The 22,626-nt window shown below is 71.8% G+C and carries 15 protein-coding genes, 1 tRNA gene and 4 pseudogenes; 10 read left to right on the plus strand and 10 right to left on the minus strand.

Annotation, left to right across the window (positions count from 1 at the left end; translation table 11 throughout):
• The first annotated feature begins 274 nt into the window (after window positions 1-274).
• Entirely contained in the window at window positions 275-958 is a 684-nt protein-coding gene (locus ACWGB8_RS04360) for an alpha/beta hydrolase (RefSeq protein ID WP_452210128.1), read from the plus strand.
• A gap of 136 nt (window positions 959-1,094) precedes the next feature.
• Here ACWGB8_RS04360 and ACWGB8_RS04365 read toward each other — a convergent pair whose 3' ends face one another.
• Together ACWGB8_RS04365 and ACWGB8_RS04370 are read right to left on the minus strand one after the other, a co-directional pair.
• Window positions 1,095-2,702, minus strand: coding sequence for a class I adenylate-forming enzyme family protein (locus tag ACWGB8_RS04365; protein ID WP_452210130.1), 1,608 nt, complete (start codon window positions 2,700-2,702; stop codon window positions 1,095-1,097).
• A 190-nt stretch (window positions 2,703-2,892) separates the two neighbouring features.
• Window positions 2,893-3,645 carry a glycosyltransferase family 2 protein gene (locus ACWGB8_RS04370; RefSeq protein WP_452210132.1) on the minus strand — a complete coding sequence of 251 codons (753 nt, stop codon included), beginning with the start codon at window positions 3,643-3,645 and terminating at the stop codon, window positions 2,893-2,895.
• A gap of 461 nt (window positions 3,646-4,106) precedes the next feature.
• Between ACWGB8_RS04370 and ACWGB8_RS04375 the strand changes: the two genes are divergently transcribed.
• From ACWGB8_RS04375 to ACWGB8_RS04385, 3 genes are all read left to right on the plus strand, one after another.
• The gene (locus ACWGB8_RS04375; RefSeq protein WP_452210134.1) at window positions 4,107-5,210 is read left to right on the plus strand and encodes a cytochrome P450; all 1,104 of its coding nucleotides are present in this window, start codon (window positions 4,107-4,109) and stop codon (window positions 5,208-5,210) included.
• A gap of 213 nt (window positions 5,211-5,423) precedes the next feature.
• Window positions 5,424-6,488, plus strand: coding sequence for an AAA family ATPase (locus ACWGB8_RS04380; protein WP_452210136.1), 1,065 nt, complete (start codon window positions 5,424-5,426; stop codon window positions 6,486-6,488).
• Window positions 6,485-8,305 carry a vWA domain-containing protein gene (locus tag ACWGB8_RS04385; RefSeq protein WP_452210138.1) on the plus strand — a complete coding sequence of 607 codons (1,821 nt, stop codon included), beginning with the start codon at window positions 6,485-6,487 and terminating at the stop codon, window positions 8,303-8,305. Before ACWGB8_RS04380 ends, ACWGB8_RS04385 begins: the two co-directional genes overlap by 4 nt.
• A gap of 240 nt (window positions 8,306-8,545) precedes the next feature.
• Here the strand turns inward: ACWGB8_RS04385 and ACWGB8_RS04390 are convergent, their stop codons facing one another.
• The 5 genes and pseudogenes from ACWGB8_RS04390 to ACWGB8_RS04410 all read right to left on the minus strand — a co-directional run bounded on the left by ACWGB8_RS04390 (window position 8,546) and on the right by ACWGB8_RS04410 (window position 12,506).
• On the minus strand, window positions 8,546-9,457 hold the full coding sequence (locus ACWGB8_RS04390) for a universal stress protein (RefSeq protein ID WP_452210140.1): 912 nt from the start codon (window positions 9,455-9,457) through the stop codon (window positions 8,546-8,548).
• Between the two features lie 758 nt (window positions 9,458-10,215).
• Window positions 10,216-10,344 (minus strand): annotated as a pseudogene (locus ACWGB8_RS04395) (family 1 glycosylhydrolase); the annotation flags it as partial.
• 374 nt (window positions 10,345-10,718) lie between these two features.
• A complete protein-coding gene (locus ACWGB8_RS04400) occupies window positions 10,719-11,813 on the minus strand; it encodes a winged helix DNA-binding domain-containing protein (protein ID WP_452210142.1) in 1,095 nt (364 codons plus the stop codon).
• Window positions 11,810-11,980, minus strand: coding sequence for a hypothetical protein (locus ACWGB8_RS04405; RefSeq protein ID WP_452210144.1), 171 nt, complete (start codon window positions 11,978-11,980; stop codon window positions 11,810-11,812). Before ACWGB8_RS04405 ends, ACWGB8_RS04400 begins: the two co-directional genes overlap by 4 nt.
• A gap of 103 nt (window positions 11,981-12,083) precedes the next feature.
• The gene (locus tag ACWGB8_RS04410) at window positions 12,084-12,506 is read right to left on the minus strand and encodes a VOC family protein (protein ID WP_452210146.1); all 423 of its coding nucleotides are present in this window, start codon (window positions 12,504-12,506) and stop codon (window positions 12,084-12,086) included.
• A 136-nt stretch (window positions 12,507-12,642) separates the two neighbouring features.
• On the opposite strand from ACWGB8_RS04410, the gene ACWGB8_RS04415 reads away from it, so the two are divergent.
• Window positions 12,643-13,638 (plus strand): helix-turn-helix transcriptional regulator, encoded by a 996-nt coding sequence (locus ACWGB8_RS04415; RefSeq protein ID WP_452210148.1) that lies wholly within the window; start codon window positions 12,643-12,645, stop codon window positions 13,636-13,638.
• Window positions 13,639-13,990: 352 nt separating this feature from the next.
• On the opposite strand, the pseudogene ACWGB8_RS04420 reads toward ACWGB8_RS04415, so the two are convergent.
• Both ACWGB8_RS04420 and ACWGB8_RS04425 read right to left on the minus strand, forming a co-directional pair.
• Window positions 13,991-14,110 (minus strand): annotated as a pseudogene (locus ACWGB8_RS04420) (family 1 glycosylhydrolase); the annotation flags it as partial.
• A 326-nt stretch (window positions 14,111-14,436) separates the two neighbouring features.
• Window positions 14,437-14,819, minus strand: a pseudogene (locus tag ACWGB8_RS04425) (family 1 glycosylhydrolase); the annotation flags it as partial.
• Between the two features lie 553 nt (window positions 14,820-15,372).
• Here ACWGB8_RS04425 and ACWGB8_RS04430 point away from each other — a divergent pair.
• The 3 genes and pseudogenes from ACWGB8_RS04430 to ACWGB8_RS04440 form a co-directional block, all read left to right on the plus strand.
• Window positions 15,373-15,723: a trypco2 family protein gene (locus tag ACWGB8_RS04430; RefSeq protein ID WP_452210150.1), complete on the plus strand. Its 351-nt coding sequence runs from the start codon at window positions 15,373-15,375 to the stop codon at window positions 15,721-15,723.
• Window positions 15,720-18,893, plus strand: a complete 3,174-nt coding sequence (locus tag ACWGB8_RS04435; RefSeq protein ID WP_452210152.1) for a trypsin-like peptidase domain-containing protein — start codon at window positions 15,720-15,722, stop codon at window positions 18,891-18,893. The genes ACWGB8_RS04430 and ACWGB8_RS04435 overlap by 4 nt, the downstream gene beginning before the upstream one ends.
• Before the next feature lie 500 nt (window positions 18,894-19,393).
• Window positions 19,394-19,591 (plus strand): annotated as a pseudogene (locus tag ACWGB8_RS04440) (RHS repeat domain-containing protein); the annotation flags it as partial.
• A 270-nt stretch (window positions 19,592-19,861) separates the two neighbouring features.
• Here ACWGB8_RS04440 and ACWGB8_RS04445 read toward each other — a convergent pair.
• The gene (locus ACWGB8_RS04445; protein ID WP_452210154.1) at window positions 19,862-21,181 is read right to left on the minus strand and encodes a GH1 family beta-glucosidase; all 1,320 of its coding nucleotides are present in this window, start codon (window positions 21,179-21,181) and stop codon (window positions 19,862-19,864) included.
• A gap of 172 nt (window positions 21,182-21,353) precedes the next feature.
• Between ACWGB8_RS04445 and ACWGB8_RS04450 the strand changes: the two genes are divergently transcribed.
• Window positions 21,354-21,425: transfer RNA gene (locus tag ACWGB8_RS04450), tRNA-Glu, on the plus strand.
• A 101-nt stretch (window positions 21,426-21,526) separates the two neighbouring features.
• On the plus strand, window positions 21,527-22,447 hold the full coding sequence (locus ACWGB8_RS04455) for an ornithine cyclodeaminase family protein (RefSeq protein ID WP_452210156.1): 921 nt from the start codon (window positions 21,527-21,529) through the stop codon (window positions 22,445-22,447).
• Window positions 22,448-22,626: the final 179 nt, after the last annotated feature.

A 22,626-nucleotide genomic window follows, 5' to 3' on the forward strand; every position in this document is an offset into this window, starting at 1 on the left:
CAGCAGGCGCTTGACGAACCGGAGCAGGCCGACGACGCCGGCGACCGTCCAGAGCCCCTGCGAAAGATCTCCGGGCGGAAGCCGAATCCTTCGCCCGACTGGTGGGCTCCTATGGGCGACCGGCGGGAGCGCGGGTTGGCGGAGGTTCGGTGGCTGTGGTCTTCGTCGGCACGGTCCGTACGCGCGCCGCCCCCTGTTCCGCAAGCGATCGAACACCGAGAGGCCCCTCATGATCCCTTCCTCACCCTCCCTCGCATCCCGAGGAGTGCTGCTGGTGCACGGCGCATGGCACACCGGTCACGCCTGGGACGGCGTCGCGGCCGGGCTGCGGGCCCGTGGTGTCGCCGTGGCCGTCGCCGAGCTGCACCGCGGGTCGCTGGCAGCCGACATAGCCGCGGCCGGGACCGCACTGGACCAGCTGCCCGGGGGCGGACCCGCCGTCGCGTGCGGCCACTCCTACGGCGGCGCCGTCATCACCGGCCTTCCGCCGCACAGGATCGACCATCTCGTGTACCTGGCCGCGATGATGCCCGACCGCGGCGAGACCGCCCTCGGCCTGCTCGCCAGTGCACCGCCCACCGACCTGGGGCCCAGCATGATCGGTGACCCTGCCGGAACCACGACGATCGACCCGAAGGCTGCCGGACGGCTGTTCCACGCCCAACTCGGCGAGGAAGAACGTGCCCGCCACACCGCCCGACTCGTCCCCCAGAACATGGCCCCCGGCCATCAGCCGACGACCAGCGCCGCCTGGCACGAGCGGCCCAGCACCTACGTGATCTGCACCGATGACCGCGTCATGCACCCGGACCTGCAACGCCGATTCGCCACCCGGGCAACCAACGCGGTCACCTGGCACAGCGACCACGGAGTCTTCGCGTCCCACGAGGACGAGACCATCGGACTGCTCCACCGACTGGCCACCGGAAGCCGGGTCGGTGCAGCCGCCCGGAGGTGAGGTCCCGCTTCCGCAGGACACCTCGACCCGGGAAGCGCGCCGCTGACCGATGCGCCGTGGTCGCGGACACGGCCGCTGGTGCCGGACCGGACACCGGAACGGGGCGGGCGGCGGCGTCGGCCCCCAGCGACGGTGATCACTGCGCCTCCTTCGTGACCAGCGTGCGGAGTTGTTCACGGTCGGGCTTCTCGGTCCGTCCCCGGCGGGGGATCGCCGGGAGGCAGTGGATCCGGTCCGGCAGTGCTGCGTGGTCGATGGTGCGGGGCAGTTCGCGGTGCAGGCGGCGCAGGAGTTCCGGTTCCGGGACCGAGCCGTCCGGGCAGATCGCGAGCACCACCGCCTCGTCGGCGGTCAGCGGGTCGGGGACGCCCACGATGACGGCCTCGGCGATGCCCGGAAGAGCGGCGATCGCGGGTTCGTACAGGCCGGGGTAGAGGTTGAAGGAGCCGCGGATCAGCATGTCCTTGGTCCGGCCGAGCAGCACGATCCGGCCCTCGGCGTCGATCCGGGCCCGGTCACCGGTGTTGAGCTCACCGATCGCCCCGTCACCGACGTAGCCGATCGCCAGGTGGGCGCCGCGGAGCAGGAGTTCGCCCTCCTCGTTGAGGCGTGCCGTGACTCCGGGCAGGGGGTGGCCGGCCAGGTCGCCGTGGGGTGCGTGCGCGAGTTTCTCCTCGGCCTCGGTCACGGCGATCGGCAGCATCTCGGTCGCACCGTAGATCACGGCGATCCGGGCCGAGGGGAGCGCGGTCCGCAGCCGGCGCAGGATCGGGGGTGGCACGGGAGCGGCGCCGAGCAGCACCGTGCCCAGGGTGTCCGGGAGTCGGCCGGCGGCGAGCAGGCGGGCCAGGGCGGCCGGGGTGCCGAAGGTGTGGGTGGCCCCGCACCGCCGCAGGTCCCGCAGGAACCGCTTCGGACGGGCCGGGAGCGGCGCCGCCGACCAGGTGGCGCCGGTGGCGAGGAAGGCGAAGGCGATCATCAGTTGCTCGGAGTGCACGACGACCGGGCCCCGGGCGGCGGGCAGGCCGAGGCCTTCGCCGAGCAGGTCCGCGCCGGCGAGCAGCGTGGCCTGGCTGTGCACGACCCCGCGGGGGCGCGCCGTGGTGCCGGAGGTGAACACGACCAGGGCCGGGCGGTCCGGATCCCCCACGGACGCGGACGGGGATGCCGGCGCCGTGCGCGCCAGGGTGGCGGCGGAGAGTGCGTCCGGGGGCAGGCCGGGGAGGCGCGGGCCGGTGTGGACCAGGCGCAGGGTCGGGTCGCAGAGCGCGGGCAGGTTCAGGCCGAGGCGGCGCAGCAGTGTGCGTCCGACCCGGCGGGCGGAGAGCGCGCAGAGCCAGGACTCGGCGGCCAGCCAGCGCGGCGCGGCGAGCGATTCGGTGACGAGCCGTCCGCGCGCGGCGTCGAGCTCGGCGCCGGCGCCCGGGTCGGCCACCACCACGGCAGCGCCGACCGCCATGACGGCCAGGCCGAGCACCAGGGCGTCCCGGCCGGGGCGGACCGCGAACAGCACCGTGTCACCGGCGCTCATTCCGGCCGCCCGCAGCCCGCTCGCGGTCGCGGCGATCCGCTGGGCGAGCTCGCCGTAGGTGAGCGTGCCGTGTGCGTCGAGCAGGGCGACCGCATCGGGCGCCCGGCGCGCGTGGCCCGTGATCCGCCCGCCCAGTCCGGTGCCTGCGGGGTCCGGCGTGCTGCTCTCCGGCGTGCTGCTCTCCGGTGTGCTGCTCTCCGGTGTGCTGCTCATGGGGTGGTCGCCTCCAGCCTTGCGTGGTCCGTGTGCCTCCGGGGACTCGCCGCTCATCCGGCCGTCACCTCCGATCGCGCATCCGATCGCGTATTCGTCGGGATCGGTGCCCGCCGTGCGACCCGGCGCGGCACGATGAACGGGTACGCGGCCGGCCGTACCGGTAGCCCCCGGACGCGCTCCTGACACCTCATCGGATGTCGACCACGTCCGGCCGGTACCGGTGGTCCGCGTACCAGGCCAGCGTGTTGCGCAGCCCGAACGCGCGCAGCCGCCGCACCGATCCGTAGACCGTCATGCCCGGGACCTGCCCGTAGGCCGCGGTGAGCTTGCGCACCCGGTTCACCAGGGCGCGGTCCTCGTGCTCCTCCTCGATCGCGGTGCGCGGGAAGCCGCCGCAGCGCTGGTAGAGGTCGGCGGTGATGGCCAGGTTGCAGCCGGGGCACATCAGGTACGGGCCGAGGTACTGCGGGTCCTGGTTGCCGGGGCGGAACCTGCCGAACCGGGCCGCCACCGCGATCACGGCCGGCAGTAGCCGGCTCTCCCACAGTCTGAGCCGGAACTCGTCGGTGCGCGGCCTCAGTTGACCGGTGACCAGTTCCAGCCCGCCGGCCAGTCCGCGGCGTACGGCGGCCGTCCAGCCGGGCACCGGGAGGCAGTCGGCGTCGGTGCGGGCCAGGTACCGGGCACCGGCCTCGATCGCGAACCGCATCCCGGTGTCCGCCGCCGCCCCGGTGCCCTTGCGTGCCTCGGTGACCAGGTGCAGCGGGAAGCCGGCGGTGACGGCGAATTCCCGGACCACCTCGGCGGTCCGGTCGGTCGAGGTGTTGTCCACCACCACGCACTCGAAGTCCGCGTCGCTCTGCTCCGCCAGCGCGCGCAACGTGGCCGGCAGCGAGGCCTCCTCGTTGTAGGCCGGCACGACCACCCACAGGTCGGTCACTGATGCTCCCTCTCGACCGGGCTCACAGCTGCGCGAATGAGGACGCCGAGCGAGACTCCGCCGGCCGGGCCGATCGGCGCAACCCGGCCGATCGGCGCCACCCGGTCGCCCGGCCCGCAGCGGCCCTGCAGGGGCACCGCCGCCGCGGCCGTCACCGCCGCGCCCCGCCTCCCTGCACGACCAACGGTCCGCCTTCCACCCCGACCCACTGTCCGCTTCCACCCCGATCCGCTGTCCGCCATCTCCCCGACACTGCGCCCAGACCGCCCAAGCCACCCGATCATGCGATGATTCCACGCCAGGATTCCAGGCCAGGGCCCGGCCCGCCACGATACGGTTCCTCGCACGGGACGATCGAGGCGGCAGCGGGGGCGGCGATGGGCGCGACGACGGCGGAACGGCACGAGAGCAGACTGCTGTGGGCCAGCCGCCCCGCTCTGTGGACACTGACCAGGATCACCATGGCACGGCCCTTCGGACCGATCCGGCGGGTGCCCCGACTCGGCTGGGTGGCGAGCGAACCCACCCTGATCCGGGCGGTGCTCAACGACCACGAGCACTTCACCCTGCTCGGCGAGGGCGGCGTGGGCCACCTGTGGGAGCAGATCCTCGGGCCGTACGTCACCCGGCTCTTCGACGGCGCCGGGCACGCGGACCTGCGCCGACGTGCCCGGGACCTGTTCACCGAGGAGAACTCCGCCGCCCTGGTCCAGCGGGCCGCCGGACCGGTCTACGCCGATGTCACGGCTCGCCTCGCCGCCGGGGAGCAGGTCGACGTGTCCGAGGCCGCCCGGCTCGTCGTCGGCCGCCTGATGACCGACCTCCTGGGCCTTCGAATCCCGTCGGGCAGCCCGGACTCCGCCTATCTGGAGACCTTCGCCGCCGGCGAGCGGCTGGCGGCGCTCGCGCTCGACACGGCCGCCTCGACCGAGCTCCCGCCGGAGCGGATCGAAGCGGCCAGGGAGATCGTCGCGTCGCTGACCGCCGGCGTCCCGGCGGCCTACGCCGGAGCCGGGCCCGACACCCTGCTCGGCCGCTGCCGCGAAGCCGGGATCACCCTGGAGGAGGCCTGCGGCCTCGCCTCGCTGCTGCTCGTCGCGGGCACCGAGACCGCCGCCAGCGCCATGGCCCGCACGGTCGCACTGATCCACGACACCGAGCAGCAGGCCCCGATCCTCGCCGACCCCGGGCTGATCGCCGACGCGGTCCGCGAGGGCCTGCGGGTGACCACGCCCGCACCGGTGATCGGGCGGCACGTCAGCGCGGACGTCACCATCGCCGGCCGCCGACTGCGCAAGGACGAGCGGATCCTTCTCGTCACCTACGCGGCCGACAACCTGGCCGGCGGCTTCGACCTGGCCCGCCCGTACGACCCGCGCTCGCGCCAGCTCTGGTTCGGCGCCGGCCGACACCTGTGCCTGGGCGCTCCCGTCGCGCGGGCCGAGATCGCCCGGATGGTCGAGGCGGTCTGCGCGGCGGGCCGCCCGTACCGGATCGTCTCGCGCGGCTACGCCCGGAAGGTGATGATCCCCTCCTACTCCTCGCTCGTCGTCGAGCTCGCCTGACGGGGCATCACACGACCACCGGAGGGACGAGCAGGCCGTCCTGCCCTGCCGGCCGGGAGCCTGCCCGGGTGGGCTCCCGGCCGCACCCGCGGCCCGTCGCCCCTCCCCCGAGCACCCGGGTCGCCGGCGGCTCCGCGAAAAGCAGGTGCGGCCCGCCGGGGCCGTCCCGCACACTGGCGCGGAATCCCCAAAACCTCCCGAGGAGACTCCGCGTTGCAGGCTGCCGTCACCGTGTCGCCGTCCCAGGTCCCCGAGTTGCTGCTCGGGCTCGCCACCGTCCGGCCGGTCTTCCTCTGGGGGGCTCCGGGCATCGGGAAGTCCTCGCTGGTACGGGAGTTCGCCGACTCGCTCGGGCTGGAGTGCGTCAGCCTGATCGGCACCCAACTGGCGCCCGAGGACCTGGTCGGGGTGCCGCAGATCACCGAGGACGGGCGCTCACGGTTCTGCCCACCGGAGTCGATCGCCCGCACCGAGCCCTACTGCCTCTTCCTGGACGAGCTCAACGCGGCCACCCCGGACGTGCAGAAGGCCTTCTACTCACTCATCCTGGACCGCCGGATCGGCTCCTACGAGCTGCCGCCCGGCTCGATCGTGATCGGCGCGGGGAACCGCGCCACCGACGGCGCGCTGGCCCGCCCGATGGCCTCCGCCCTGGTGAACCGGCTGGTCCACGTCCACCTCCGGGCCAGCTCCACCGACTGGCTGGCGTGGGCCGCGGGCAACGGCATCCACCCCTGGGTGCTGGACTACCTGACGGACCGCCCGGACCACCTCTGGTCCGCCCCGCCCAAGACCGAGGAGCCCTTCTCCACCCCGCGCGCCTGGCACATGCTCTCGGACGCCCTGCACTCCTTCGGCCCGACCCTGGAGGAGCCGACCGTCAAGGTGCTGGCGCACGGGCTGCTCACCCCGCAGCACGCGGTCTCCTTCGGCGGCTACGTGAAGATCGTCCGCAACTCGTACGGCCTGGACGCGATCCTCAAGGGCGACGCCCGCTGGCCGCACCGCCTGGAGGACCGTGACCTGCTCTACTACCTGGCCGACGCCTTCCGGGGCCGGCTGGTCAAGGAACTCCCGGCCCGCAAGGAGCAGGTCTCCGACTCGCTGCGGCAGACCGCCTACCGGGCCAAGTCGCTGCTGGTCCAACTCGCCGAGATCTCGGTCGAGGTGGCCCAGACGGTGATCGCCGACGGTGCGGACGGCAATCCGGTGCTGCCCTCCTGGTTCCTGATCGAGGCGGCCCGCGACATGCCCCGCCTGGTCGAGGCCCGCCGGTGAGCCGGCGCGGGTCCGGCGCCGGGGCCGGCAGCACCGAGAAGGGCACCAAGCCCCGCAACCCGGCGCTGGAGGCGTTCCAGGAGGGCTGGATCCTGGCCCACCGGAACCACGCGCTGGCCGCCATCCCGGCGACCCTCTGCCGCGCCGAGGACTGCCCGGACGCCCCCGAGGACGGCTGGCTGGTGGTCGACTCCGACGGCACCCTGCACCCCAACCTCACCCACCCCCGGATGCGCCGCGCCGAGCCGGCCGAGTGGGCCTGGGTGCTGGCGCACTGCCTGCTGCACCTCGGCTTCGGCCACCTGCCCGCCGAGCGCGGCCGCCGCACCCAGCCGGACGCCCACCGGCTGGCCGCCAACTGCGCGGTGGTGCACCGCTTCCAGGCCGCCTTCACGGTCGGCCGCGCCCCCTTCGAGCCGCCGTCCCGGATCCCGCCCGGCGACGAGGAGCAGCTCGCCGCCCGCTGGCGCGAGGAGGGCCTGCCCGGAATCCCGGGCACCGCGGGCGGTCACCCGGACCAGCTGCTCGTACCCTGGCAGGCCCACCAGGTGCCGGAGGACTGGCCCTCGGTCTTCGCCGCCGCGCTGACCCGCACCATGTCCGCCGCGATGGACGTGGCCGGCGGCCGCCGCGACGAGCTGACCGGCGAGCGAGTCCCGGAGCGGCCGTGGACCAGGGCGCTCAACTGGTTCGTCTCCAGCTACCCGCTGCTCGGCGGCCTGGCGGCCGGCATCACCCTGGTCGCCGACGCCGAACTGGCCCGCGCCCAGGGCATCGCGATCGCGGCGGTGAACGCCGACGCCGGCGAGATCTACCTCAACCCGCTGCGCCGCCACACCGAGGAGGAGTGGCGCTTCATCCTGGCCCACGAGATGCTGCACGCCGCGCTCCGGCACGGCGACCGCTGCGGCGGCCGGGACCCGTACCTGTTCAACGTCGCCGCCGACTACGTGGTCAACGGCTGGCTGCTGGAGATGGGCGTCGGCGAGATGCCCGAAGGGCTGTTGCACGACCCGCAGTTGAACGGGCTGTCGGCCGAGGAGGTCTACGACCGGATCGCCCGCGACCAGCGCCGGCTGCGCCGCCTGGCCACCCTGGCCGGCAAGGGCCGGGGCGACGTCCTGGGCGAGCCGCTCGGCCGCCCGCGCGACTACGTCGACCTGGACGACTTCTACCGGCGCGGCCTCCAGCAGGGCTTCGAGCTGCACGGGCGCGAGCGCGGGTACCTCCCGGCCGGCCTCGTCGAGGAGATCCGCGCACTGTCCCAGCCGCCGCTGCCCTGGGACGCGCAACTCGCGCGCTGGTTCGACGAGTTCGTGCCCACCCCGCAGCCGATACGCAGCTACGCCCGCCCGTCCCGGCGGCAGGCGTCCACCCCGGACATCCCGCGGGCCGGCCGCCACCACCCACCCGAGGAGGTGGCCCGCTGCACCTTCGGCGTACTGCTGGACACCTCCGGTTCGATGAGCCGCCAGCTGCTCGGCAAGGCGCTCGGCGCCATCGCCTCCTACGCGGCGGCCCGGGACGTGCCGGCAGCCCGGGTGGTGTTCTGCGACGCGGCCCCGCACGACGCCGGCTTCCTGCCCACCGACGAGATCGCCGGCCGCGTCCGGGTGCGCGGCCGCGGCGGCACGGTGCTCCAGCCCGGGATCGACCTGCTGGAGCGGGCCGAGGACTTCCCTCCCGGCGCCCCGGTCCTGCTGATCACCGACGGCGAGTGCGATGCACTGCGGATCCGCCGCGAGCACGCCTACCTGCTCCCGCAGGGCGCCGGCCTGCCGTTCACCCCGCGCGGCCCGGTGTTCCGGCTGCGCTGAGGCGGGCCGAGGCGGGCCGAGGCGGGCCGAGGCGGGCCGAGGCTGCGTCGGGCGCCGTTCTGCCCGGGGGCGCGCAGCAGGTCCCGGCTGTCCATCGGCAGCGCCTGCCCGATGGTCTCCCGGTCCGGTTCGAGTCAGCCCCTCGGTCCGTCGGACGGGCACGGAGCAGGCGGTGGGCAGGCGTCGCCCCCGCTGTCCTGCAGCCGACCGGGCCGAGCGCGTGCCGGGCAGCCCGCGGCTTCAGCCCGTGGCCCCTCGCACGAGTCCGCCAGGGCCGACCGGCTCCGACACGGTGACGACGGGACACCGGGCATGGTGCAGGACGCCCTGGCCGACGGATCCGAGCAATTGGCCCGTGAACCCCCCGGCACCCCGTGTGCCGACGACCAGGGCCAGGGCATGCCTGGAGGCCTCGGCCAGGACGGCCACCGGATGCCCGCGCACCACCTCGTGCCTGAGATCCACTTCCGGGTAGGTCCCACGTCGCCCGGCGGCCGTCTCCGCGAGCACCCGGCGGGACTCCTGCTCCACCCGGTACTCGTCCGCCGCCGAGAGGTGCGAAGGGTTCCACGCGTACAGGGCGCGCAGTTGGGCGCCCCGCAGTGCCGCGGCTTCGAAGGCGTAATCCACGGCGTCCTGTGACGTTCGGCTGCCGTCCACTCCGACGACGACGTACGCCGGCTGCTGGGTGATGTGCTCCGGGTCCCGGACGACCACCACCGGGCAGCTCGCATGCGCGATCAGCGGCAGAGTCACCGCGCCGGAGTGGAACAGCTCCCGGACGCCGGAGAGCGGTCGTGAGCCGAGTACCAGCACCACCGCGCGCTCGGCCTGCCGGTTGAGTACCTCGGCCGGGTCCCCGTCGACGAGCCGGGCTGACACCTGCAGGGCGGGGTGGCGCTCCCTGATGAAGCGGGTCGCCTCGTCGAGCGTGTGCTCACCTGCGGTACGGAGCAGCCGGGCCCGTTCGTGGAGCTCGGGCCGGAGCCGGGGCCAACTGCCCTCGCGGGGCACGGGTCTCCACGCCTGAACGACGTGCACCGGCAAGCGGCGCCGCTTCGCCTCGTCGGCGGCCCAGGCGAGCACCATGCGGCTGGGATGCTCTGGATCGACGCCGACCACGACGGGACGCTGTCCTTCGGGACCCATCATGATTCCTCCCGTCGGCAGTCGGCCGACCAACCAGGCACCGCTTGCGCGCCGCGGGAAGCCGGGGGAAGCCGCGGGAAACCGCCTGCGACACGTCGGCATCCGGTCAGTCGGCCCCCGGCGATCGCGGCGCCCGTGCGGTCACCGGGCGAGGAAACGGACGTGCTTCCACGATATTCCGAGCCGCTCGGACCCGCCGGACCGCGGGGGGAAGAAACGGCCGAACGCTTGGGACCGCACGATGGCATCGCCTTGCGAATATCGCGCAACAAACAGCAAAAAGGCCGCCTCCGCATCTCTACGGAAACGGCCCACGCCCTGAATGATCACTGATCTGAACAACAGGATTTGTATCTGCGGCCCCCACCGCCTCGGCGGTCCCGTTATCTCCCGACCGGAAGGCTGGAATGGGATTTCGCGATCACGAGTCGCAGAATCAGGGCTCCTGCCCCACTGATCTGCACATGTACCTCCTCGCGATCGTCCTGCCGGTAAGTTCTCCGGCACCTTCCAGGCTACTCCGGAAAGGCACGAATTCGGGCCCGCCGGGTGCACGAATTCCGCCGCACGGTGCACCGCCGCAGCTGCCTGCGTCCTGCGCCGCCCGCTCACCCGCCCGGCCGAAGCGGCCACCATCGGCGACGAACTCGCCACCCGCCCGATCGACGACCGGCGGGCCATCGACGACGAGGTGCCGGCGGCCGTCCTCGGCCTGCGGCTGGTCCTACGGTGGCAACCGGGTCGAGCATCACGGGTAGCACCTACCCCTCGGACCGCTCCCGGTGTGCGGCGATCAGGTCCCGGTACCAGGCGTACGACGCCTTTGGCGTGCGCCGCTGCGTCTCGACGTCGACGTGGACGAGGCCGAAGCGCCGGTGGTGGCCCTCGGCCCGTCGAACACCCTGTCATTCCACCCAGACCCGGATGGTGTTCTCCCAACCACAGGGCCAGTCAGGCACGTTGACTCCGCCGAGACCCCACGTGCTCGCGGCGCCGCGCAGCGGACCCGGGTATCTGCGTGATGCTACACAGCCGCCGGACGCGCAGCACGCCGGTCAGCATCGGTAGGGTGAACTCGCCGCGGGCGGCCTCCGGACGGCCCGCGAGGAATGCGCGGATCCGGCCCGGCCTGGGGGTCCGTCGAATGGCGCCGCGACCGGCACTGTGGCCGACCGGGGAAGCAGTCCGTCACCGCGACAACGCAATCCGTCACCGCGTGGGCACGACCACAGGTCCCCCGTCAGCCCTCGTGAGCCCCGTGGGGTCAGGTGGAGTCGGCGATATGGATCGTGTCGATGCTCTGGTCCAGGAAGGTGGCCAGCGCCTGGCCCTCCGCCTTCAGGTCTCGCCCTTCGGACCGGGTGAGGTTGCGCAGGGGGCTGATGGTGAGGCGGCGGTCGCTGGTGATCCAGGTGGCGGCGACACGGCCGTCGATGAGGACGGCGCGCTGTCCGGCGACGGAGAGGCCGAGGTGCGGATCGTCGATGATGCGACTGCGGTTCTGGTAGCCGAGGATCGCGTTGTCGAAGGCGGGCAGGAAGCGGACCGGTGCGGGGGTGTCGGGGTGCGGGCGCGGTGCGTCGGGCAGGTCGAGGAACTGGCGGCCGCTTTCGTCGCGGAAGGTGATGAGGTTGTCGCGGAGGGCTTTCACGGCGGCGGGCAGTCCGGCCAGGCCGCTCCAGGCGCGGATGTCTGTAGTGGTGGCGGGGCCGTAGGCGGCGAGGTAACGCAGGACGAGTTGCTGTCCGACCGGATCGTCCGGATCCGTGGACACAGGGGCGATGGGCTGGTGCAGCCAGGTGGCCAGGGGAAGGTTGCGGACGCCTGCGGTGCTCTTCCACAGTCCTCTGGGGGGCAGTTGGGCCATGGGGATGAGCGCGGCGACAAGGAGTTCGCCCAGCACCCGGCGGGGCGGGGTGGGCCAGCGGTCGCGGAGGGCGTCGACGAGTTCAGCCATGGTGAGTGGTTGCCCGGCGGCGGTCACAGCCCGGCCCGCTGCTCCCAGCTCGTCCAGGTCGATGCCGGCGAGTTCGCTGCGGTAGGTGGACAGGACCCGTTGGCGCAGCATGGCGTCGTGGCGAGCGCGCCAGGCAACTGCGTCGTCGGCGGTGACGAGGTGGACGGTGCGGCGCATGAGATGGGTGCGCACGACCTGCCGGCCGGTGACCAGGCCGTCCAGGTCGACGGGTGCGAACGCGCTGATACGGGACCACAGGCCGGTGAATGGTTCCTGAGGGGCCTGAGCCTGCAGTCCGGCCAGGTGGGAGACGGCATCGAGGGGGGTGCAGTCCTCACGCTCGAGGAGGTACTGGCGGGCGAGGGTGGCCCGGTTGAGGTCACGCTGGGTCAGGACGTTCATGGTGTCGGGTCGACGAGGTTGATGCCGTTGATGCAGCCGGCTGGGAACCGGTGCACGATGCGGGCGCATGCGTCATGATCCGGGTTTCCGTTCGGGCCGAACATCATGGCGCCCGGGCAGTAGGCGCTGCCTTCGATGCCGGTCCGGCCGAGCTGACGCCTGTGCATTGTCAAGATCTGCTTCCCCTGTGTGCCGACTGCCGTCGACGCGCCGATGCCGAGAATGAGCGGGGGCGGGCAGCCGTTGCAGGGCGCCCGCCCCCGGGGCGGGTCAGCCGTTGTAGGGGGCTGTGACGTCGAGGACCCAGGTCACGCCGAAACGGTCGGTCAGCATGCCGTAGAGCGGAGCCCACGCTGCGGGCTCCAGCGGGCGCAGCACGTTCGAACCGTCGGCCAGACGGTGCCACAGGTCGCTGATCTCCTCGGCGTCCTCGCCGCGCACGGACACGAAGAACGGGTTGGCGCCCTGCTCGTACGGCATCGCCGAGGGCACGTCGTAGGCCATGACGTGGAAGCCGTTGTCGGCGACGACCTGGCCCCACATCACCCAGTCCGCCTCGCTCTCGTCCTGGATGTTTCCGGCGTCCTTGTAGGTCACCACGGCGGTGTGCCCGCCGAAGGCGGACTGGTAGAAGTTCAGCGCCTCGCGGGCCGAGCCGCGGAAGTTCAGGTGCGTGGTGGTGGTGACGGACATGGTCTGCTCCTACGTTGTGTACGCCGGATGGGGCGAATAGCAGAGATCGGGCGGAATGCCCCGATCTGGAATCTGCGATCCAGCATGCCACCGGTACAGGACAGGTTGTGTCCTGTACTTGCTTCATGATGGAGGTATGCAGAAGACGTCCTCGCGGCTCCTTGCCCTGCTCTCCCTGCTCCAGGCACGACCGGAGTGGGGCGGTGACGATCTGGCCGAGCGGCTGGAGGTGACTGTGCGCACCGTGCGCCGCGACGTCGACCGCCTTCGTGCGCTGGGCTACCCGGTCGCCACCGACAAGGGACCCGGCGGCGGATACCGCCTGCGACCGGGATCGCAGCTGCCACCGTTGCTCTTCGACGACGAGCAGGTCATCGCTCTGGCCATCGCGCTGCAGAGCACCGCTCACCCGGCGATCGCGCAGGACGCCGATCGCGCGCTCGCAACGATCCGGAACGTTCTCCCCCCGCGCCTGCGGCAGCGCATCGACGCACTCCACGTCACCACTGTCCGCCCACCGGAGCCGGAGGTATCACCAACCCCGGCCCTGGATCTGCTCACCACCGTGAGCACCGCGATCCAGCGCCACGAAGAACTGCGCCTGGACTACACCCCGCACACCGAGGCCGCACCGCAGCGACGGCGGGTCGAGCCGCATCGCCTCGTGGCCTGGCGCACCCACTGGTACCTGCTGGCCTGGGACCTCGACCGCGACGACTGGCGGACCTTCCGCACCGACCGCTTGACCCCACGCACGCCGACCGGCCCGCGCTTCAGCCCACGCCAGGTACCGGGCGGCGACATCTCCACGTTCATCACCAGCCGATTCCGCGGCTCTGACGGAACCGACCTCGCCTGGCCCTGCCAAGGCGAGGTCACCCTGGACCTCCCCGCCGCGGAGGTCATCCCCCACGTCACCGACGGCATCGTGGAACCGCTCGGCCCCACACGGTGCCGCATCATCACCGGATCCTGGTCCTGGACCGCCCTCGCCGCCGGCCTCGGCCGCTTCGACGCCAACCTGCGCGTCATCGGCCCGCCGGCCCTCCGCCAAGCCTGCGCCACACTGGCCCGCCGCTACGCCGACGCCACGGCCATCGAGTCCGGCCAGCTGGACACACCCAACGGGTGACGGGCCGGAACCTCGCGGCCTCAAGATCATCCCATCTCAGGCCTCGCACGAAATGCTCCAGTGGATGCCGCTTCGTCAGGGCATCGCGACCCACACCGCGTCACGCCGGGAAAGTCGCTTGGCGCGGAATTCCCATCGAGGTGAGCGCACGGTGGTGAGCGCCCCCGGAGTCACAAGGCGGCCCGTCCCCGCGCAACCAACCGACGACTGAACCGCCGGCGATGGGCTGCGGACTTGTTGAACACCCTGTCTTCTGGCAGTTGCTGGGACGCAGCCGCGGCAGACCACTCCATCAGGATGGCCTCTTGGCCGTTGCCAAGAGGCCATACATCCTGCCGTAGCCGGAGGCCAACTACCGTGGACTGCGGGCCCGGTGGGTGGCGATCAGCTCGCGATACCAGACGTACGAAGCCTTCGGGATGCGCCGCTGCGTCGCGAAGTCGACGTGGACCAAGCCGAAGCGCTGACTGAACCCCTCGGCCCGTCGGACACCCTGTCATTCTATCCGTGGCGGTGGTCTGCCAGGTCAGCGGCCCGCAACAAGCTGGTACGGCCCGACCTCGCGCCGCGGCAGCCATTGGTCGAAGACTCGGCGAAAATCGTGGTCGCCGTGCCTGCCGGCCTACGCTTCAGCAGTGGCCTGACCATCAGTGGCTCCTCGCGGCTCGCCGTCAGGGCCGTCCTCTGATGGTGGCAACCCAGGCGTATAGGATCACCGCCGCCAAAGTTGAACGGCTGGCTGCAGGGAGGCGGGAAACGTGTGAACCAGTGCACGACCACGGCGAAGCCAGGCGGTCGCGCCTGCGGCAGGTCCCAGTAGTAGAGCGCGGGCAGCGGAGTGATGCAGGCCTCCAACAGCCCGTCCACCAGCCGCTCGTAGAAGTCGAGCCCGGCACCGTTGACCTCGCCCCGGCCGGCCGGTGCACGCGCGACCAGGCGATCGAGAACCGGTACCCGTCGAGCCCCAGGCCGCGCATCAACCCCACGTCCTCGGGCCACCGGCGATAGGGGTCGCACGCCACCCGGCCGGTGTCGCCGCCCCTTACTGCGCCGGCCCGGTCGCAGAAGGTGTCCCACACCGACCGGCCGCGGCTATCCTCGTCCATCCCGCCCTCGATCTGGTAGGCGGCGGTGGACACGCCCCAGCGGAATCCGGGCGGCGGGTCGCGACGGTCCGTCATGGATGAATCCCTTTAAACAACACGAGCCACAAATGCGAGCAGGGCTCATTTCAAGGCGAGCCGGCGGCCCAATTCCAGAGCCGAGTGCCATATAGCCCGCAAGGGCCTGGCCCTCAGGGGTCGCCGCACCGATCACCCCACCCGGCCACACCGACCACACCGGCCACAGGTGCGCCATCGCAACCCAGAACCAGAGCCACGATCATCAGATCGCCACGTGGTGGAACTTCATCGGCCGCACCAACGAGGGGATCGCCCAGACCCGCGCCGACTGGCAGTCCGGCACCCGCTTCGGCGAAGTCCATGGCTACGCCCGCGCCCGCCTGCCCGCCCCGGAGTGGCCGCTGACGCCACTGAAGCCGCAGGGCCACGAGCGCTGAGCTGGCGCCGGTAGCTGTGCGGTGGGCCGGGTCATGGGCGCGTCGGTGATGCTCGACGCGCCCCCACCGTGCTCCGGTGCGTTCGGCGGCGTTGTCCGGATCGCCCGTCCGTACCAGAAGCGATGTGATAGGAGTAGCGGTTGACGGCGGGCCGAACAGGGGGAGTCGGAGACGTGCGCGATCCGTTGGAGAACGTGGAACTCACCGAGGCCGTACAAGGTCTGAGGGACCAGTTGATGGCCGCCGCGGACGCTGCGGACGGTCAGCGCATCAGGTTCGAGGTCGACGAGATCACGCTGGATTTCTCGGTCGAGCTGCGACGCGACGCGACGGCCAAGGCGGGGTTCAAGGCATGGGTGGTCTCCGGCGACGCCCAGGTGGGGGTGGCGCAGAACGCCGTCCACAAGGTGTCCGTGAAGTTGAAGCCGAAGGACTCCGCCCTCGGCGGGCCGATCGAGATCGGCAGCCGGGCCGCGGTCGACCTGGGTGACTTCGAGCATCCGTCCGGGCTGCGCGGCGGATGAGCGTCCGGTCCGTCGAACGCGTCGCCATCGTCCAGGGAGCGCGGCAGGGCAGCGGCTTTCTGTTGGACTCCCGCCTGGTGCTCACCTCGGCGCACCTGTTCGACGGGGACAACGGGGCCGCTCGCGTCGCCGTCCCCGGAGGGGCGGGGACGCGCAACTGCCGTCTCAGGTGGCGCCGTTACGACGAGGCGTGCGACGCGGCCCTGCTCGAAGCGGACGATGACCTGGTCAGGGACGTCACGACGTGCCGGATCTCCGATGTCCGCTGGGGCCGGACGGTGGGCCTGGCCGCGTGGGAGAACTGCGAAGCTGTGGGGTACCCGCTCATCTCGCTGCGGGACGGGGCGAGGCCGGACACCGAGCAGATCGTCGGCACGCTGAAGCCGGGCTCGTCGATCCTACGCGGCCGCTACATCCTGGACAGCTCCCACACACCGCCGCCGACGGCCAGCACTCCCGGCACATCGCCCTGGCAGGGGATGTCGGGTGCCGCGCTCTTCGCCGGAGAATTCCTGATCGGCGTGGTCTCCGGGGACCCGGGACGGTGGGCGCACGCACGGGTGGAAGCCGTTCCAATATCGGTCGTGGTGGCCGACCCCGAGTTCCAGCTGGCGATGGAGGCAGCCGTAGGGCTACGGCCGGAAGTGGTGGAGATTGACAGGTCGGTAGCGCACACGGTGCGCGAGGCCGCCACCTCTCGCCAAGGCGACTGGCTCCGGATCGCCGACGCCGATCCGATCTCCTTCGGCGTCCATCGCGCGCCGGACGCCGCCGGCCATCCGGAAGTGGTGCAGTACGTGCCACGCAACGTCGACGCCCAACTTGACGCCCGACTCGAAGCGCTGGCGGAGACCGGCGGCATGCTGCTCCTGACCGGGGATTCGGCGGCGGGCAAGTCGCGGGCCCTGTTCGAAGGCATGGTCCGCAATCTCCCGGACCGGTCGGTCTGCAAGCCGGATCCCGATGCCGACCTGGCCTTGCTGCACTCCCCCTCCGGAAGCGACTACGAGAGCGTCGTGTGGCTCGACGACCTGCATACCTACCTGCGGTCCGACGGGCTGACGCCGTCCCTGCTCGACCGGCTCGTCCGCCGAGGCACGGTCGTGCTCGCGACGCTGCGCACCGAGTTCTACGAGCACTACACGGATGAGGAGGACGGGCCGTCACTCTCGCAGGGCACCGGGCCGCGTCTGCCGTCCTCGCCGGGCAGGGTGATCCGTGCTGCGCACCACCTCACGCTGGACCGGATTTGGACCGACGACGAGCGGCAGGCCGCGTCGACGCGCCAGGACCCGCGCGTCGTCGCGGCCTTGAGCGCCGACCGGGCGCACGGGGTGGCGGAGTACCTGGCGGCGGGGCCGCAGGTCCTCAAGCGGTGGAAAGCCGCGTCCCGGGTGCGGGGCAACCCCCGGGGGGCCGCACTCGTCGAGGCTGCGGTCGCCCTTGCCCGCACGGGTGTGGACAGTGCACTGCCACCGGATTCCCTGGAACGCCTCCACGAGTACTTCCTAGACCTGGCAGGCGGTCCGGCGCTGCGTCCGGAGGGCATGGCGGAGGCATGGAAGTGGGCGTCCCGCATCGTGCTGGGCGTCACCAGTCCCCTGGTGCCGGGCCGGGGCGGAACGTGGAAGCCGTTCGACTACCTGGTGTCCGATGCTGCGCGCCGGTCCCGTCCGAGCGAGCTCCCGGAACAGGTGTGGGAGGAGGCGCTGCGCGTCGTGGACGACACACGTCGGGTGCTGGTGTCGACCGTCGCCAAGGTGGCGGGCCGGCCGGAGGTGGCCAAGGAGGTACTCCGCCCCCTCGCAGAGGAGGACGATCCCGACGGCCTGATCGCTCTCGGGGCGCTGCTGGCAGAGGAGGAGGACTACGACGGCGCCGCCCGCTGCTTCGAGCTCGCTGTCGCTCTGGGCGAATCCATCGGGGCACACAATATGGGTGCCGTCTCCTTCGTGCAGGGGGATCTGGAAGCGGCACGGGAGTGGTACAGGCGCGCGATCCAGGGTGGGGAGCGGATGTCGATCGGAGCCCTCGGCCTGGTCCACGAGAAACTGGGCGACCAGGCCGAGGCGGTGGCGCTCTGGAAGCGCGGTACCGAGGCCGGAGATCCCGGGAGTGCACTGCACTACTCGGACTGGCTGAGGTCGAAGTGGCAGTCGGACGAAGCCGTCGAAGCCCTGAGAGTTGCTGCCGACGGCAGGATCCCGCTCGCCGCCCTCTCGTATGCCGGCGTCCTTCTGCATAGAAAGGACCACGAGACGGCGAATGCCTATGTGTCGCGTGCCTACGCCGCAGCGGTCGAGCAGGGGGAGTTGGGTGATCCGATCGGCTGTCTGATGGCCGGTGTGACGGCGTACTCCTTCGGCAACGTCCGGCTGGGGAAGAAATGGTGGAGCCGGGCGCGGAAACGTGGCTGTCCCTCGGACTGGGTGGTCCTGGAGGCAGAGGAAGGCTCATCCGGACTGCGGCACCTGGCCTTCAGCCAGGTCTGCCTGGACAGACTCGGAGAGGAGGAAGCCCGTTCGCTCATGCAGTTGCTCTGGGCCGGCGACTGCCAGGACTGCGGGTACCCCCTGGGCGACGGTGTTCCTGCGCTCTATGTGGACGACACCTTCATAGCGGCCAACGCGCGGCTGTTCCACTTCGGACTATGTCGGTATCCGCACTGGAACGAGTCAGCCCTGACCCAGATAGCCAAAGACGCGGGCATGAGCTGGACAGCATTCACCGCCGGAGTGCCCATGGGGGAGGGATTCGGCTCGCTTTGCGTTCCCGCCCTCGTGGTCAACCCGTCCTTCGAGGTCGCGCAGCTGGTCCGCAGCGAGGACCGCTGGACGGCCACGGCGGCGTACGGGCCCCGGTCGGCCAACGCCCAGGTGCTCAACCTGCGACCGTTGTGGTCCGGGCTGCCGCCCAAGTCCTCCGACGGGCGCGCCTGGGCACTCACTGGCCCCGGCGAGGCCGCGGTGGCAGTGTTCGGGGAGGTCTGGAGCGCTCCGGCAACCGAGGCGTTCATCGCGCTGGTGGAGCAGTACGGCGGAATGCTGCTCATCACGGCGAGCACCGTCGGGCCCGAGTCCGAGGCCTCGGTGGATGTCCTGGCGGATGTCCTGCAGGCCTGGGACTCGATGACGAGGTGGGTCCCCTTGGAGCCTGGGGCTCCGGGGTAGGCCGTTCCCTGCGGATCATTCGATTGTTGGTTGATGCGCAATAGGCGCGGGCAGAGCCGTTGTTGCCGTACCCTGCGCCTCGGCGGGGACGGACGGTGGCGTGATCACCGGGAGGTGACCGACGCGATCGTGTTCAAGTACCGGACCGGGACGCCGTAAACAGACCTGCCGGAGCGGTTCGGGGTCATGGAAGGGCATCCACAACCGGCCATGGAGGTCGGCACTGGACGGTACGTGGGAGCGCGCGCTCACCGCGCTGCTCGCGCTGGCCGAAGCCGAGGGCGACTTGGACCGCGTGGTCGCGGTCGACTCGACGATCGTGCGCGCACCAGCACGCCGCCGGGGCCGAGTGGACCCTCACGCGGCAGCGCCCGCTCACCCAGACCGACTGGCTGCTGCCTATTGCCGACGCCCCGCAGCACGAGATCGACCGCCACTTCCACGCCATCGTCACCGACGTAGTCGGCGCCCCGACCGAACTGGTCGACGAGCACGGCGCCGTGGCCTGGCAGCAGCGCACCGCGCTGTGCGGCCAGCCGCTGCCTGACGCGGTCGAGAGCATCGACTGCCCGCTGTGCTTCCCCGGGCAGTTCCACGACGCCGAGACCGGCCTGCACTGCAACGTCTTCCGGTACTACGACCCGGCCACCGCCCACTCTCTCAGCCCCGACCCGCTGGGCCTCGATCCGGACCTGATCGACCTGTACCACGCGATGCCAGCAGCGTCGAGCAGAAACAGGCCCACAACTGGGCCAACACGGCTATCACGCCTGGCTTCAAGGCCTCTACAAAATCCGATTCAGCTCAAACCGCTGGTGACGGCCTTCTCAACCATCGAACACCCTGTCTTCACACCCTATGGCCGAGCGCGGCCACCTGCCCGCGCTCGACCAGCGCACTCATCAACCTGGACCGGTCCCGACATGTGCCACGGCCGCCATCGATCTCAACTACCCAGCCCGATAAAGCTAGTGAGCGGCAATCAGGTCTCGGTACCAGGCGTAGGACGCCCTCGGGGTGCGCTTCTGGGTGGCGAAGTCGACGTGCACCAGTCCGAAGCGCTGGTGGTAGCCCTCGGCCCACTCGAAGTTGTCGAGGAGGGACCAGGCGTAGTAGCCGCGGACGTCGACGCCTTCGGCGACGGCGGCGGCGAGGGCGTCGAGATGGGTGGCGAGGTAGTCGATGCGGGCGGGGTCGTCGGTGCCCTCGGTGGTGGAGCAGCCGTTCTCGGTGACGGTGAGGGGCGGGAGGGCGGTGCCGTAGCGGTCACGGAGGCCGACGAGGAGCTCGCGCAGGCCGTCGGGGACGACGGGCCAGCCGAAGGCGGTGCGGGGGACGTCGGGGATGTCGACGAAGGTGAAGGGGAGGCCGGGTTCGGTGGGGGCGGCGATGCGGGTGGGGTTGTAGTAGTTGACGCCGAGGCCGGCGAGCGGCGTACCGGCGATCAGCTTGAGGTCGCCCTCGTGGACGCAGCCGCCGAGGTCGGGGTCGACGCCGAGGGCGGCGAGGTCCGGGTAGCTGCCGAGGAGCAGCGGGTCGGTGAACAGGCGGTTGTGGAGCGCGTCGTACGCCTGGGCGGCGGCGAGGTCGGCGGGCGCGGAGGTGGCGGGCCGTACGGGGGTGAGGTTGTTGGCGATCATGACGTCCAGGCCGCGCTCGTGGAGGGCGGACGCGGCGAGGCCGTGCGCCAGGAGCTGGTGGTGGGCGGCGGGGAGGGCGTCGAGCATCAGGGTGCGGCCGGGGGCGTGGATGCCGAGGGCGTAGCCGTAGACCATGTGCACGAAGGGCTCGTTGAGGGTGATCCAGGCGGGGATCCGGTCGCCGAGGCGGTCGGCGGCGAGCGCGGCGTACTCGGCGAAGCGGTACGCGGTGTCGCGGTTGAGCCAGCCGCCGGCGTCTTCGAGAGCCTGGGGCAGGTCCCAGTGGTAGAGGGTGGGGAGCGGGGTGATGCCGGCCGCCAGCAGGGCGTCCACCAGGCGGTCGTAGAAGGCGAGGCCGGCGGCGTTGACCGCGCCCGTTCCGGTGGGTCGGATGCGGGGCCAGGCGAGGGAGAAGCGATAGCCGTCGACACCGAGTCCGGCGAGCAGGGCGACGTCCTCGGGGTACCGGTGGTAATGGTCGCACGCCACCGCGCCGGTGTGGCCGTCGCGCACCGCGCCGGGGCGGGCGACGAAGGTGTCCCAGACGGAGGGCCCGCGGCCGTCCTCGTCCACCGCCCCTTCGATCTGGTAGGCGGCGGTGGAGGCGCCCCAGCGGAAGCCGGGCGGCAGGTCGAGGCGGTTCGGCATGGCGGCATCCTCCAGCGCGGCACAGAACATGAGTGGTGCTCATGTTAGCTAGCCGCTCATGGAAAGCACCCTCACGCGTTCCCGCGCATTTCAGTCTTCGATCATCCGTTGGTAGGTTCTTCCTCGTCGACAGGGCGGGCCGTGGAAGCGGCGGGAACGCCCGGTCGGTCAGGCGTCGGTGGTGCATTGGTAGCACGCCCGCTTTCAGCGGGAAGAGTTCGTTCGATTCGGGCCCGGCGCTCCAACCTTCGGGGATGGCAACCGTTCTACGGTTGCCATCCCTGTTCTGCGTTCGGCACCTACACGCGAACCACCGCCACACTCCGGCCGGTTGGAGGCTCCGTCATGACCCTGCTGCTCTCTCGCGCGGACGTCGAAGCGGCGCTGGACATTCCCGCCGTTCTGGCCGCGCTCGACCGGGGGTTCCGCACCGCGGACGCGGACAACCTGCCCGCCGCCCGCCGGGTGGGCGCCGAACTGCCCGGCCCCGGAACGGCGATGTGCCTGATCCCCGGCCTGCTCCCGGACGTGCCCGCATACACGGTGAAGGTCAACGCCAAGTTCCCGGGCGCCGCGCCCGCACTGCGCGGGATCGTCTGCCTGCACTCGCTCGCCGACGGGGAACTGCTGGCACTGCTCGACTCCGCGTCCGTCACCGCCTGGCGGACCGGGCTGGCCGCGGCCCTGGCGACGCACGTCCTCGCGCCGGAGGGGGCGGACACGGTCGCGGTGATCGGCGCGGGAGCCCAGAGCCGGACGACCCTGCGGGCGCTGCGCACCCTCCGCCCGATCCGACACGTGTACGCGTACGACCTGGACCCGGAACGGGCCGCGACTGTGGGCGAGGTCGTGCCCAGTGCCCGGGCCGCCGCCGAGGCTGCGGACATCGTCGTGACGGCGACCTGGTCGCGCCTGCCACTGCTCGACGCCGACGTACTGCGGCCCGGTCTGCACCTCACCGCCCTCGGGTTCGACGAGCCCGGGAAGACCGAGCTCTCTCCCGCCCTGGTGCGGGCGAGCCGCCTCATCGTGGACGACACCGCGCTCGCGGCGGTCTCCGGGGTCCTGCACAGCACGGGACTGCGGGCCTCCGACGCGGCCGGCACACTGTCAGACGTGCTGCGCGGCACGGTCGCCGCCCGGGAAGGCGACCGGCCCACGGTGTTCGCGCCGATCGGTCTGCCCTGGCAGGACCTCGCCCTCGCCTGGCCGGTGTACCGCGCCGCGCTGGCCGGCGGGGCGGCGAACGCGTTCGACTTCCACTGATTCCCCTGGCTCCGACTGCCGGGGGCGGGGGTGGGGGCTGAGGCTGGGGTCGGAACAGCACGCACACCGTGCGGAGAGCGCACGCACAGCGGACTCCGTACGCACATCGTGCGGGGCACGTACAGCGTGTCGAGCACGTACAGCGTGCGGAGCAGTGCGCACGGCGTGCGGCACCCGCA

It is taken from the genome of Kitasatospora sp. NPDC054939 (genome assembly GCF_053610105.1).